The sequence below is a fragment of the Atopostipes suicloacalis DSM 15692 genome (assembly GCF_900129085.1).
GTDB lineage: Bacteria > Bacillota > Bacilli > Lactobacillales > Carnobacteriaceae_A > Atopostipes > Atopostipes suicloacalis.
Map to the genome: position 1 here is coordinate 1 of NZ_FQUF01000002.1, position 13,446 is coordinate 13,446.

At 33.9% G+C, this 13,446-nt stretch carries 11 protein-coding genes; 9 read left to right on the plus strand and 2 right to left on the minus strand.

Annotated elements, in window-relative coordinates:
* Nucleotides 1-87: 87 nt before the first annotated feature.
* From BUB96_RS00010 to BUB96_RS00020, 3 genes are all read left to right on the plus strand, one after another.
* Nucleotides 88-1,131 carry an IS1595-like element ISBsp6 family transposase gene (locus BUB96_RS00010; RefSeq protein WP_076611814.1) on the plus strand — a complete coding sequence of 348 codons (1,044 nt, stop codon included), beginning with the start codon at nt 88-90 and terminating at the stop codon, nt 1,129-1,131.
* A 93-nt stretch (nt 1,132-1,224) separates the two neighbouring features.
* On the plus strand, nt 1,225-2,013 hold the full coding sequence (locus BUB96_RS00015) for an MBL fold metallo-hydrolase (protein WP_073294274.1): 789 nt from the start codon (nt 1,225-1,227) through the stop codon (nt 2,011-2,013).
* A 123-nt stretch (nt 2,014-2,136) separates the two neighbouring features.
* Nucleotides 2,137-2,973, plus strand: a complete 837-nt coding sequence (locus BUB96_RS00020; RefSeq protein WP_073294277.1) for an alpha/beta fold hydrolase — start codon at nt 2,137-2,139, stop codon at nt 2,971-2,973.
* A 259-nt stretch (nt 2,974-3,232) separates the two neighbouring features.
* On the opposite strand, the gene proC is transcribed toward BUB96_RS00020, so the two are convergent.
* The gene (gene proC, locus BUB96_RS00025; protein WP_073294280.1) at nt 3,233-4,030 is read right to left on the minus strand and encodes a pyrroline-5-carboxylate reductase; all 798 of its coding nucleotides are present in this window, start codon (nt 4,028-4,030) and stop codon (nt 3,233-3,235) included.
* 49 nt (nt 4,031-4,079) lie between these two features.
* Entirely contained in the window at nt 4,080-5,231 is a 1,152-nt protein-coding gene (locus tag BUB96_RS00030) for an ROK family transcriptional regulator (RefSeq protein WP_073294284.1), read from the minus strand.
* Nucleotides 5,232-5,439: 208 nt separating this feature from the next.
* Here BUB96_RS00030 and xylB point away from each other — a divergent pair, with 208 nt between their 5' ends.
* The 6 genes from xylB to BUB96_RS00060 all read left to right on the plus strand — a co-directional run bounded on the left by xylB (nt 5,440) and on the right by BUB96_RS00060 (nt 13,442).
* On the plus strand, nt 5,440-6,936 hold the full coding sequence (gene xylB / locus BUB96_RS00035; protein ID WP_073294287.1) for a xylulokinase: 1,497 nt from the start codon (nt 5,440-5,442) through the stop codon (nt 6,934-6,936).
* Between the two features lie 19 nt (nt 6,937-6,955).
* A complete protein-coding gene (gene xylA, locus BUB96_RS00040; RefSeq protein WP_073294290.1) occupies nt 6,956-8,281 on the plus strand; it encodes a xylose isomerase in 1,326 nt (441 codons plus the stop codon).
* Between the two features lie 194 nt (nt 8,282-8,475).
* The gene (locus BUB96_RS00045; protein ID WP_073294293.1) at nt 8,476-10,080 is read left to right on the plus strand and encodes a glycoside hydrolase family 43 protein; all 1,605 of its coding nucleotides are present in this window, start codon (nt 8,476-8,478) and stop codon (nt 10,078-10,080) included.
* Nucleotides 10,081-10,221: 141 nt separating this feature from the next.
* Nucleotides 10,222-11,565 (plus strand): ABC transporter substrate-binding protein, encoded by a 1,344-nt coding sequence (locus BUB96_RS00050; RefSeq protein ID WP_073294296.1) that lies wholly within the window; start codon nt 10,222-10,224, stop codon nt 11,563-11,565.
* A 77-nt stretch (nt 11,566-11,642) separates the two neighbouring features.
* Nucleotides 11,643-12,596 (plus strand): carbohydrate ABC transporter permease, encoded by a 954-nt coding sequence (locus BUB96_RS00055; RefSeq protein WP_073294299.1) that lies wholly within the window; start codon nt 11,643-11,645, stop codon nt 12,594-12,596.
* Nucleotides 12,597-12,602: 6 nt separating this feature from the next.
* Nucleotides 12,603-13,442 carry a carbohydrate ABC transporter permease gene (locus tag BUB96_RS00060; protein ID WP_073294304.1) on the plus strand — a complete coding sequence of 280 codons (840 nt, stop codon included), beginning with the start codon at nt 12,603-12,605 and terminating at the stop codon, nt 13,440-13,442.
* Nucleotides 13,443-13,446: the final 4 nt, after the last annotated feature.

Genomic DNA, 13,446 nt, shown 5'->3' on the forward strand with positions numbered 1-13,446 from the left:
GGCTCTGTTAAAGTTAGTTGTTGATAATTGATTTTAAAGAACGAATGTTCTATAATTGAACTAACTACATTAGGGTTGGTGATGATTGTGAGAGCGACTGAAATCCTTAAAGCCATTCAAAAACTAAATCCCGCAGAGAAGCACAGATTGCGTGAATATTTAATTGATGCACTAAGAGCATCAAGTTCGACTGGAACCGTTCTTCACGAAATATCTGAACGTAAGAATAAGAATGGGTATGAATGTCCTGATTGTACATCAGAACATATTGTTCGCTTCGGTAAATATACAACAATCGTTGATGGTGAAGAAGTTAAAAAGCAACGCTATCGCTGTAAGGCTTGTAAAAAGACATTTACCGACCTCACAAATACAGTTCTCTATCGAACTCGTCACCTTAACCAGTGGATTAAATTTATTGAGTGTATGATTGAAGGTTATTCTCTTCGGAAGTCTGCTAACTTAATCGGCAACATTACTCACGTCACTTTATTTTATTGGAGGCACAAACTATTATCATCGTTAAAGCAAATGGAAATACCAAATTTTGAAGGTATCGTTGAAATGGACGAGACCTATTTCTTGTACTCAGAAAAAGGACAAAGAAAAATTAAAGGTAGAAAACCTCGCAAACGTGGTGGTTCAGCAAAGAAACGTGGCATAAGTAATGAACAAGTGTGTGTATTAGTTGCAAGAGACCGTGACAAGACCACTATTTCGCAGATATTAGGTATGGGTAGATTAACGAAAGTACAGTTAGATAAAGCCATCGGGCATAAGCTTTCAAATGAAAATATACTATGCACGGATTCTTGGCGTGCATTTAAAACATATGCTGCTGAAAAGGGAATGGATATTTACCAATTCAAGTCCGATGGTAAAATTCGTACAAAGGGGCTTTACCACATCCAGAACGTGAATAATTATCATAGAAGACTAAAAGGTTGGATACAACGATTTAATGGTGTTGCGACCAAGTATTTAAACAATTACCTTGCTTGGTTTCAGGTCTTAGAAAGTATCCAACATCAAAGAAATGAAGTAACAATGAATGATTTGATAATCAGAGGGAATTTAGTACAGAATTCAGAAACTTATGATACAATTAGGTTAACTAAATTTGCTGTTTAAACAGTGTTTCTTATTCAACTAACGGGGCAGTTTAGTGGAAGAAGGATTTTTAAAAACTATATAGAAACTAACCAAGAAGGGAGGAACTTTTGAATGGTTGAAATTAAAGATTCGTGGTTTACATTACAACAAATTGATGATAAAACTTTTGCTATTAGTGAATATGGACATTGGGAAAAAGTTCATTCCTACTTATTAATTGGTGAGGAAAAAGCAGCCTTAATTGATACTGGGCTTGGAATTGATAACATAAAGAGAATTACAGACCAGCTGACAAACTTACCAATTATTGTTCTGACAACACACGTCCACTGGGATCATATTGGAAGCCACGGTGAATTTGATAATATATATGTACATAAAGATGAAGAAGATTGGCTTATAGAAGGTATCAAGGGGCTTCCCATCGAGCAAATTAGAAAAGATGTAAGTCGTGATATTACAATCCCTACTCCGAAGAGTTTTAATCCAGAAACATATATGCCATTTAAAGGGCATCCCACTGGACTTTTAAATGATGGAGATGAAATAGAGATAGGAAATAGAACATTGACTATATTCCATACTCCAGGGCATTCTCCAGGGCATATTTCAATTTTAGATAATAGCACAGGCTATTTATTTACAGGTGATTTACTTTATGATGGGACTCCAGTATATGCTTTTTTTCCTACGACAGAACCTGTTAAGTTAGTGCAATCATTAAAGAAAATAGCCAACTTATCAAATGTGACGAGGATTTATGGCGGGCATAATACAATAGGTCTTCCATCAAGTCTTTTAGCAGAAGTAAAAAATGCAGTTAAGGAACTTGAAGAAAAAGAACTGGTGAGATTTGGAACTGGAATTCATAAGTTCAAAGGTTTTAGTTTGCAGTTCTAATTATTCTTAATATACGAACGGGTGCTTATCTTAAAGAAGGATTAGCACCCTTTCTTGTTGAATAAATAAAGAACAGGGTTGTTGAATCAGGAATTACTCTAAACCAAGGGAGAAATAGTATAGATGAAGTTTATAACAAGTGATGGATTAGAATTATATTACGATAAGAGTGGAAAAGGAGTTCCTTGTGTATATCTTCACGGTGGCCCAGGTTATTGGAGTAAATCATTTCAATACTTTTCGCAAGAACTTTTAGAAGAGAAATTGGAAATGGTATATTTGGATCAAAGAGGATGTGGGCGTTCCGAACACAGCCCTACGCAAGATTATTCTTTAAATAGGTTAATAGAAGACATTGAAGAACTTAGGGAATTCATTGGGTTTCAGGAATGGTATGTGATGGGACACTCATTTGGCGGAATACTTGCAGTCAACTATGCCGAACGGTTTCCTGAAGGAACGAAAGGAATAATATTATCAAACGCAACACTTCATATGGTTGATTCTTTTGGGCATCAACTGAATAAAGGAGCAAATTTATTAGGGTTAGAAGTTAGGGATTTATCTACAGACGATATAAGTTCATTTATGGATTCCTATTTCTCTATTCTCACGCAATTGCTTGATAAAGAAGTGTATTATAAATTTCAATTTACCAATTTAGAGAACAAAAAGAGAGTAGATTTAATTGACCAATACGGATTAAATAGTGATCCTAAATTCCAACAATACGTGTTCTCTTCAGGGGAATACTTACAAGACTTCACCTCATTATCAAGCGATATTCTTAAATCAGTATTAATTATTGCTGGAGAAGATGATAATGCTGTTGGTCCAAAACATCACCAATTGTTTAACTTTCCAAACTCTAAAACAAGCGTCATAGACGGAAGCCATCACCCTTACATTGAAAACCAATTAAAATTCAGGGATGCTATCTTGAATTTTATTAAAGATTGATTTCTTATTGCACTAAATGGTGCTTTAGTTGATTAAAACATTATTATTTAATAGAACTTCCAGAAAAATGGAAGTTCTAATTTTTTACCTTATATCAACAATAAACTTTAACATAGCCTAATAGATAAATAAATTTTAAAACCGCATTTCTTAAGTTCTTCTATGTAAAGAACGAAGAAATGCGGTTTTTGGTTTTTTAGAGTAGGATTCATTCAATCGTGTTCATTTGCGAAGCGAGAGGGTTTAGCTATATTTATAATTAAGACCCAGACAAAATCGAGTCGACGGCTTCAATAATAGCGCCTCTAAAATTATTTTTTTCTAAAGCGGAAATGCCTTTAATTGTAGTCCCACCTGGAGAAGTAATCGCATCTTTTAGCTCACCAGGATGTTTACCCGTTTCCAATTGCAATTTTCCTGTTCCAGAAATCATTTGGCTAATCAGTTTATAAGCGGTTTGTCGATCTAACCCATGCTTTACAGCTGCATCGCCTAAAGCTTCAATGAATAAATCAACAAAAGCGGGAGCGGAACCGCTAATCAAACCAGCGATTCCCATTTGTTCTGTTGGAATTTCTTCCACATGTCCTAATAATTTAAAGAGTTTGGTTATTAAATTTAAAACTTTTGGTGTTAGTGTGTGCTGTTCTTCAAAAAGGACAATTCCTTCTCGAATCGTAACGGGTGTGTTGGGCAAGGTGCTTAGATGTTGAGTTCCTTCAAGTAAAATTTCTTCAAAATCGCCACATAACATATTCACGGCTAAAGAAACGATTATTTTATCTTTAAGGATTTCTTTTAAGGGTTCAAAAAGTTCTTTAATTTGATAGGACTTCACCGCAACAATTACAATATCTACGGTTTCGACTAATTCTTGATTGGATTTTATTGCAGTAATTCCTAAACGCTCTGTATTCTCTTTTAACCGTTCTTGATTACGAGCACTCGCATAGAGCTGATTAGTACTTACTTTGCCTGAATCAAGCCATCCTTTGGCAATTGCTTGGGCCATGTTTCCAAAGCCAATAAATCCAATTTTTTGTTGATCAAGTATCATTTTTATTTCCTCCAATAGTTCTCAAAAAATATTTCATCTGTTCTTTTTCTTAATTAAAAAAATTAAATGTTTTCACTCCTAAGAAATTTTGAATGTTCATAGCCGTAGCACCATATAAACTCGCTTGTTGGGCAACTTGAGAAATTTCTACAGGGATTTTTTTATACATAGTTTGGTCCAAGTGTTCACGAATTTTTACGATAATAGAAGGAATATCTTTAATGATTTTATTATTAATATAAATGATTTCTGGCCCATATGTCCCCATAAGATTGGTCATCCCAATACTTAGATTTTTTGCGAAATCCTCTATTATTTTAACAGCTATATTTTCTCCATTTTTATAATCCATAATTAAATTATCAACGGTTAGAAGCTCATTCTCCATCGCGTTTCGATAAGCATTTAGCACTGAGCTTTGAGAGCAGTACTGTTCAAGGCATCCTTTATTTCCACAAGGGCATGCGATCCCATCAGGATAAAGGGTCGTATGGCCAATCTCACCACTGCGGCCTTCAAATCCGTGATACAGTTTCTCTTCAATGATGATACCCGCTCCGACCCCTGTGTGGATACTAACGGAGATTAAATTTTTGTGGGTCGCGTCCATCGAAGCTTCAGCTAAGGCAGTAAGATTCGCTTCATTCTCTAAATAAATCGGAAGATGCAGGCGCTTTTCTAGTTCGTTGGCTAAATCAATTTGACTTAAATCATAGTAGGGGGTGAAGATAATTTTATTTTTTGAAACAACCCCATGAATCGCAATTGCAATGCCAATAATCCCAAAAGGAGAGTTTTCCATCGATTGTTGAAAATTTCGAATAATATTTTCAACAACCGAAACAATATTTGACTGATCAATATTCATATCTACAGATTCAAAAGTGAGAACTTCGCCATTGAGATAGGTGACCATATAGCTAAGTCTGTCATACCTGACATCAAAACTAAAAGAAAATCCTGCTTTTTTGTTAATTTTAAGCAAGATAGGCTTCCGTCCGCCAGCCGTTGAGCTTTTTCCAATACCTGTTTCTACTACGTATTGTTCGTCAATTAAATTTCGAACAATTTCTGAAACGGAGGCTTTATTTAAATTTGTTTGTTTTGAAATTTCTGCTCGAGAAATTTCAGGATGATTAATAATTTGGGAAAGAATTGCATGAGTGTTTTGTTCTCTCATGGAAGAAAAGTTACGTAACATTATATATTCTCCTCAAAACCAATAAGCAATAAAGGCAGTTAGTTTTTTTATTAAACCAACTTTAGCATATTTATAAAAAAATTAAAAGAAAAAGAAAAAATACTTATTGAAAGCGCTTGACTCTTGTTTAAAATCTATGCATTATAATGATTGAAAGTTAGTATGTAAGTTAAACTAACTAACTGAACAAGATTGGAGTGAATTTAAGTTGTCGTATGTAATTGGTTTAGACCTTGGGACAAGTGGATTAAAAGGACTCTTAGTGAATAAAAGTGGAGAAATCATTACCACTGTCACTTCCGAATATCCTTTAATTACCCCACAAAAAGGATACAGCGAGCAAGAACCTGAAGCTTGGTATATAGCTGCTAAACAAACACTCGAAAAGATTATAAAAGAAGTTCCTGATGTAACCAGTCAATTAGAAGGAATTAGTTTTTCGGGGCAGATGCATAGTTTAGTTCTTTTAGATAAAAGAGGCGACGTTATCCGAAATGCCATTCTTTGGAATGATGTGCGAACAACGAAACAGTGCCACCGAATTACAAACGAACTCGGTGAAAAATTAATTGATATTTCAAAAAATAAAGCATTAGAAGGTTTCACCTTGCCGAAGATGCTTTGGGTCCAAGAACACGAACCAGAAAACTGGGCGAAAGTTTCAACGTTTTTATTACCGAAAGACTACTTAGGCTATCGCTTAACAGGAAATATGCAGATGGAGTATTCGGATGCAGCGGGTACTTTGTTACTCGATATTGAGAAAAAAGAGTGGAGTCCAGAGATCTTAAAGACCTTCCAAATCGATCCTAAAATATGTCCACCTTTAGTTGAATCGACCGCTCAAATTGGTTTTTTAAATGAAGAATTAAAAGAACAATTCCAATTTGAACAAGATATTCCTATTTTTGCTGGAGGAGCAGACAATCCTTCCGCAGCAGTCGGAGCAGGGATTGTTCGTCCACATCAAGCGATGGCAAGTATTGGAACGTCGGGGGTATTTTTAACTTATGAAGAAGACAAAGAAAAAGATTATGAGGGACATTTACATTTCTTTAACCATGTAATTCCCAATGCGCACTATTCAATGGGAGTAACACTAGCAGCGGGAAATAGTTTGAACTGGTTTAAAGATCAATTTGCAAAAGAAGAAACCTTTAATGATTTACTGAAAGATATCAATCAAATTCCTGTAGGGTCAGAAGGACTTATATTTACTCCTTATATTTCAGGAGAGCGAACCCCTTATACCGATAGTAAAATTCGGGGATCTTTTTTAGGAATTGATATCAGTCATACGAGAACTCATTTTGCTCGAGCAGTCTTAGAAGGTATTACTTTTTCATTGCGAGATTCTCAAGAACTGATGAAAAAATATACGGACAAAAAATTTAGTCAAATTGTTTCAGTAGGTGGTGGTGCTAAAAATCAAGACTGGCTACAAATGCAAGCCGATATTTTTAATACCCCAGTAATTACCCTTGAAACGGAACAAGGACCTGGAATGGGGGCTGCGATGATTGCTGCAGTAGGTGCGGGCTGGTATCCGAATTTTAAAGCGTGTTCGGATATTTTCGTAAACTATACCAATGAATTTCTTCCTATTGCAGAAAATGTTGAAAAATATAATCAAATTTACGAAGTTTATCGCGAAGTATATCCATCCATTAAAGAAATTAGTCATCAATTAATAAATTTAGAATAAAAATAAAAGGAGAAAAATTATGGCATATTTTGACAATGTAAGTAATATTAAATTTGAAGGTGCAACTTCAACCAATCCATTGGCCTATAAATTCTATAATTCAGAGGAAAAAATAGGCGATAAAACGATGGAGGAACACTTAAAATTTTCAGTCGCTTATTGGCATACATTTACCGAGGATTTAAGTGACCCATTTGGAGTAGGGACAGCGATTCGTCCTTGGGACAAACATACAGATCCAATGGACAAAGCAAAAGCAAGAGTAGAAGCAGCATTTGAATTATTTGAAAAATTAAACGTTCCGTATTTTGCTTTCCACGATGTTGATATTGCTCCTGAAGGTTCCAGTTTAAAAGAAAGTTTTGACAATCAAGATACGATTGTAGCAATGATTAAAGATTATATGAAAGATAGTAAAGTAAAACTATTATGGAATACAGTGAATAATTTCTCACATCCTCGCTTTGTTCAAGGAGCAGCAAGCTCAAATAATGCCGATGTTTTTGCCTATTCAGCAGCTAAGGTGAAAAAAGGATTAGAAGTTGGGAAAGAATTAGGTGCCGAAAACTATGTCTTTTGGGGTGGACGAGAAGGATATGAAAGTTTACTCAATACAGATATGAAGTTAGAACTAGATAACCTAGGACGCTTTTTCCATATGGCCAATGACTATGCAAAAGAAATAGGTTTCGATGCACAGTTCTTGATTGAGCCGAAACCAAAAGAGCCAACCACTCATCAATATGATTATGATGTAGCAACAAGCCATGCTTTTTTACAAAATTATGGGTTAGAAGACATTTTCAAATTTAATATTGAAGCCAACCACGCAACTTTAGCTGGTCATACATTCGAACATGAAATTCATTACGCAAGAATTAATAATATGTTAGGTTCTCTAGATGCGAACCAAGGACATCCTCACTTAGGATGGGATACCGATGAATTCCCATCAGACTTGTACACGACGACATTAGCCATGTATGAAGTTCTAAAAAATGGTGGTCTCGGACGAGGTGGCTTAAACTTTGACTCGAAAGTAAGAAGAACATCTTTTGAACCAGAAGATTTATTCAAAGCACACATTGTCGGTATGGACAGTTATGCATTAGGATTAAGAGTTGCTCATCAAATGCTTGAAGATAAGGTATTAGAAAATATCATTTCAGATCGATACAGCAGCTACACGGAAGGTATCGGAAAAGAAATTGTTGAAGGAAAAACAGATTTTAAACAATTATCGGATTATGCCTTAGGTCTTTCAGATATTCAAAATAAATCTGGACAATTAGAAGTCATTAAAGGCATTTTAAATCAATATCTAGTGAGAGCAGCAGCTAATTAAACAATAAATAAAAAAAGTGATTCCAAAAGTTTTATAAAAAGTATAGTTACTAATAAATATAGTAATATTTTCAATAAGAAACTTTCATATATAAGGAAGAAATATAAATGAAATTCTAACTTACAAAGAATTGTGAATGACTGTTGAAAAATAAAAACTTTTGGAATTGCTTATATAAAAAGAGGAGGATATAAATGAAAATAATTAATCCTGTTTTAAAAGGTTTCAATCCAGATCCTAGTTTTTGTCGAGTAGGAGATGATTATTATATAGCTACTTCGACATTTGAATGGTTTCCTGGCGTACAAATTCATCACTCTAAAGACTTAATAAATTGGCAATTAGTCGCTCAACCTTTAGATCGTACTGATTTATTAGATATGAAAGGAAATCCAGATTCTGGTGGAGTGTGGGCACCTCAACTAAGTTATCATGATAATAAATTTTGGCTAATATATTCAGATGTGAAGGTAACTGGTGGAGCATGGAAAGACGTTTATAATTATCTGGTAACGAGTGAAACAATTGATGGTGAATGGAGTAAACCGATATATTTAAATGGTTCAGGATTTGACCCATCTCTATTCCATGATGATGACGGGCGTAAATATTTGGTAAATATGCTTTGGGATCCAAGAAGTAATCATCATGAATTTTATGGAATTGTATTGCAAGAATATGATCATGAAAAAGAAAAATTAGTTGGTGATCCAGAGATTATCTATAAAGGTACAGACTGGGGACTTGTGGAAGCTCCACATCTTTATAAATTAAATGGGTATTATTACTTGTTAACTGCTGAGGGAGGCACCAAATTCGAGCACCAAGCTACTATAGCTCGATCTAAAGATATTAGAGGACCTTATGAGACACATCCAGAAAATCCATTAATAACGTCATTTCCTTACCCTCAAATAGAGCTTCAAAAAGCTGGCCATGGTTCTTTTGTAGAAACACAAGATGGAGAATGGTACTTTGCCCATTTAACTACTCGACCTGTCCACGCTGAAGGTAATAAATTATCTCAAAGTCGTGGTTATGGAACATTAGGAAGAGAAACAGCTATTCAAAAAGTTTATTGGGAAGATGACTGGCCATATATCGTTGGTGGTAATAAACCAAGTGTTGAAGTAGAAGCTCCAAATCTAACTGAACAAAAATGGGAAAGTACTTATCCGATTGTTGATGATTTTGATTCTACAGATTTGAATATTAATTTCCAAACTCTACGAATTCCATTTAGCGAGGAAATTGGATCACTAAAAGAACGTAAAGGCTATCTGCGATTATATGGGAGAGAATCCTTCCATTCTTTATTTACACAATCGTTAGTAGCCAGAAGATGGCAGAGTTTAGATTTTGAAGCGGAAACAAAAATAGAATTTGAGCCAGAGACTTTCCAACAACAAGCAGGATTGGTTGCTTACTACAATACTAAAAATTGGACAAGTTTTCATGTAACATGGAATGAAGAAAAAGGAAAAATCTTAGATATATCTTCATGTGATCGTTTTGAAACCACTAGACCTATAGCAAATAATGAGATTGTAATTCCAGAATCTGTAACAGCAGTATATTTGAAAATGAAAGTAAATAAGAAATATTACCAGTTTTATTACTCATTTGATGGGGAAACTTGGGAGGAAGTGCCAGTATTATTTGATACCTACAAATTATCAGATGATTATATTGAAGAGCAAGGATTCTTTACTGGAGCATTTATTGGTATGAGTTGTATTGATGTTTCTGGAAGACGTAAGCCAGCAGACTTTGATTATTTTAAATATAAGGAAAATTAAAAAATATAACTTAGAAATTACGCTATCAGTTAAAAAAGATCTACCTAAGTTTGTTCTTTGATGTCCTCAGTATAAATATTAAATTATATGAATATAACCTATACATGTAAGCGGTTCATAATATAAATGGAGGAAAAACTAATGAAAAAATATTGGAAAAAATTTTTAGGAGTTGGAATAGCAAGCCTTTTGGTTCTCTCAGCATGCGGGGACAGTGGTGATAGTGGTTCTTCAGATTCTAGTAGTTCTGATATTACGGAAGATGAGGATGTAGAATTAGAGACATATGGATCGGGAGATGAAGTATTAGAGGTATGGTCTTTTACGGATGAAATTAATACTATGGTAGAAGATTATTTTGTCCCAGCAAATCCTGATTTAGGATATAAAATAGAAATAGTAAATATTCCAACAGAAGAATTTGAAACAAAACTTGATCCAATTATCTCAACAAATGATGCACCAGATGTTATATTACTTGAGCAAAACTTTGCTAAAAAGTATGTGGAATCAGGGCTATTAGCAGATTTAACCCAATTTAGTAATGTAATTGAGGGATCTGAAGATACCTATGATTACGTAAAAGGAATTGGAACAAGTGAAGATGGAGTGTTTAATGCCACAGCTTGGCAAGCTGCTCCAGGAGCATTTTTCTATAGACAAAGCATGGCAGAAGAATATTTGAATGCTTCTACACCAGAAGAAATGCAGGAAAAAATAAAAGATTGGGATAGCTTTATTGAAACAGCGAGAGAATTGAAAGAAGCTTCAGACGGAGAGAAATATATGATTTCAAGTAGTGGTGCAGATTTAAGATTTCCATATTTAGGCTCTCGAGATACAGGGTGGGTTGTAGATGATGAATTAGTTATTGATGATAAAGTTTATGAAATGATGGAAACAGCAAATATGATGATTGATGAAGGATTAATGCTAGATGTAGAAGCCGAAGGAGAAGAATACTTTGCTGGGATGAACAGTGATGAAATATTTGGTTATACACTACCAACTTGGGGCTTACATTTTTGGTTAAAACCTAATGCAGAAAATACAGCTGGTGATTGGAGAATGGTACAAGGTCCTGCTAGTTATTTCCGTGGTGGTACATGGATTGGTATGTTGGATAATTCTGAAATGAAAGAAGCTGCTTCTGAATTAATTACTTTTGTAGCAACTGATGAAGAATTTTTAACACAATGGGCAAAAGATACTGGTGATGTGGTATCTAACCAAAAAGTTGTTGAAGCAATCAAAGATGAATACAGCGATGAATTTTTAGGTGGACAAAACCATTATGCAGCATTTTCAGAAATGATTGATGACATAAATACTGACATAATTACTGAATATGACCAAGAGATTAATTCTTTATTCTTAGATGATGCTTTGACTCCCTTCTCAAAAGGTGAAGTTGAATTAGATGATGCAATTAATACTTTTAAAGGTCAAGTACAAAACTCTTATCCTAGTTTAACTGTCGAATAAATCTAGAATGATAGCGGAAAAGAATAATAAGCAACTTATTTATTATTCTTTTCTTTTTAAATAAAGGAGCTTAAAATATGAATTCAGAATTACAAAAAGAAGGTAAGGGAAAGACATTGCAAAAAAAAGCTTCAATAAAAGATGTGAATAAATATGCTTATTATTTCCTAGCCCCATTCTTTATTACGTATGCGATCTTTAATTTGTACCCAACATTGTATACAATTGTATTATCTTTTCTAGATGTTTCCGGATTTGAAATAGTAGGTAAGTTTGTAGGATTCCAAAATTTTATTAACTTATTTAATAATAATGTATTTATTCAATCTGTAAAAAATACTGCTATTTTATGGACGGTAAATTTCATACCACAAATAACTTTAGCTATGATACTAGCTTATTGGTTCACAAACAATCGGTTGAAATTGAAAGGACAAAATCTATTTAAAAGTCTTTTCTATTTTCCTAATATTATGACTGCTGCTTCTGTAGCGGTAATATTTTATACGTTATTTAGCTATCCTAGAGGACCAATAAACCAGATATTAATTGGAATAGGTGTGCTAGAAACACCGTTTGATTTTTTTAGAAATGTGTTTTTTACAAGGGGTATAGTCTCCTTTATTCAATTTTGGATGTGGTATGGTCAAACAACACTAGTATTAATTTCAGGAATATTAAGTATTGATGATAGCCTCTACGAAGCTGCAATAATAGATGGTGCCACTGCTTGGCAATCTTTCACAAAAATTACTCTTCCATTAATTCGACCAATTACATTATACGTGATGATTACTTCATTAATTGGGGGACTTCAAATGTTTGATATACCTCTTTTATTAACAAATGGAGGACCAAATGGTAGTGTTGACACAATTATGACATATATATATAAACAAGCTTTTCAAGGTGGAAGAAATATAAGTATTGCATCAACAGCCTCTGTAGTATTGCTACTTATTACAATGTTAGCAAGTTTATTAGTAATTATTTATTTCCGCAGAAGTTCTAATACAGAAAAAAAGGAGTAGAGAAAATTGACAGAGAGACAAAGATTGAAATCACAAAGGATTCTGATTTATGTATTTTTTGCGTTGTTAACTTTTTTAAGTATTGCTCCGTTTTGGGTAGTATTAGTTAATGCAACACGATCCACTGAACAAATACAACAAGGATTTTCATTATTACCAGGTTCTAGTTTTATTAAAAATTGGCAATTTTTAAAGGGTAAAGGTTTTAACATTTTCCAAGGATACGGCAATAGTTTTATAATAGCAGCTGGCTCTACTATTTTAAGTATGTATTTTTCATCTTTAACTGCATACGCAATAACTGTCTACGATTTCCGCGGGAAAAAATTTGTTAATGGGCTCATTTTATTTTTAATTATGATGCCACCTCAAGTAAATATAATTGGGTTCTATAGATTTATGGGTCAATTAAATTTATTAAACAGTTATATACCTTTAATTATTCCATCAATTGCCTCAGCATCTAATGTGTTTTTTATGCAACAATACCTAGAAACTATATATCAACCAGCATATCTTGATTCAGCTAGGATTGATGGAGCAAAAGAGCTTAAAATATTTCACAGTATAATTTTACCTCAAATGAAGCCAGCAATTGCAACGATGTCTCTTTTTGCATTTGTACAATCATGGAATAACTTTTTGATGCCATTGATTTTAATCAACGATCGTGGGAAATATACACTTCCTATGCTAGTACAGTTATTAACAACCGATACGTATAGAACTGAATATGGATCAATGTATTTAGGTTTAGGTTTAGCCATTATACCACTTATAATTGTATATCTTTTCTTATCAAGAGAAATTGTTGGAGGAGTTACAGCAGGAGGTATAAAAGGATAAAATA